General features: G+C 41.1%; 2 tRNA genes. Both read left to right on the forward strand.

What is annotated here, in order from left to right:
* The first annotated feature begins 108 nt into the window (after positions 1–108).
* Positions 109–185: transfer RNA gene (locus tag LQ693_RS13520), tRNA-Ile, on the forward strand.
* Positions 186–206: 21 nt separating this feature from the next.
* Positions 207–282, forward strand: a tRNA-Ala gene (locus tag LQ693_RS13525).
* Positions 283–384 lie beyond the last annotated feature (102 nt).

The following is a 384-nucleotide window of genomic DNA, read 5'->3' on the forward strand; positions in this document are numbered from 1 at the left end:
GCTGGATCACCTCCTTTCTAAGGATATTACGGAATGACCATTAGGTCATGGAATAACGGAGACATATTGTATTCAGTTTTGAATGTTTATATCATTCAATTTAAGAATGGGCCTATAGCTCAGCTGGTTAGAGCGCACGCCTGATAAGCGTGAGGTCGATGGTTCGAGTCCATTTAGGCCCACCATTAAAATTTAATTCCCAATTAGGGGGCTTAGCTCAGATGGGAGAGCGCCTGCTTTGCACGCAGGAGGTCAGCGGTTCGATCCCGCTAGTCTCCACCATATTATATTGTACATTGAAAACTAGATAAGTAAGTAAAATAGATTTTACCAAGCAAAAAACCGAGTGAATTTCTAACGAAATTCAACAAGCTTAATAATCGC

The sequence above is a fragment of the Mammaliicoccus sp. B-M6 genome (assembly GCF_022386965.1).
GTDB lineage: Bacteria > Bacillota > Bacilli > Staphylococcales > Staphylococcaceae > Mammaliicoccus > Mammaliicoccus sciuri_A.